This is a genomic window from Burkholderia sp. SIMBA_051, assembly GCF_046534915.1.
Taxonomy (GTDB): domain Bacteria; phylum Pseudomonadota; class Gammaproteobacteria; order Burkholderiales; family Burkholderiaceae; genus Burkholderia; species Burkholderia ambifaria.
On sequence record NZ_JAWRXS010000394.1, the window covers coordinates 1 to 264 of the forward strand.

Genomic DNA, 264 nt, shown 5'->3' on the forward strand with positions numbered 1-264 from the left:
TCTGCACGCCGTCCGCGAGCTTCAATGCGACGCCGTTCGGCGCGCTCACCACTTCGCCCGCGGCGAAATTCATCGAGGGCGAACCGAGAAAGCTCGCGACGAACAGATTCGCCGGCCGGTCGTAAAGCTCCAGCGGACGCCCGATCTGCTCGATGCGCCCGGCATTCATCACGACGATGCGGTCGGCCATCGTCATCGCTTCGATCTGGTCATGCGTGACGTAGATCACCGTATTCTTCAGCCGCTGATGCAGCGCCTTGATCT

General features: G+C 62.1%; 1 pseudogene. It reads right to left on the minus strand.

Annotated features, from left to right (window positions below):
• Positions 1 to 264 (minus strand): annotated as a pseudogene (locus tag SB771_RS35010) (ABC transporter); the annotation flags it as partial.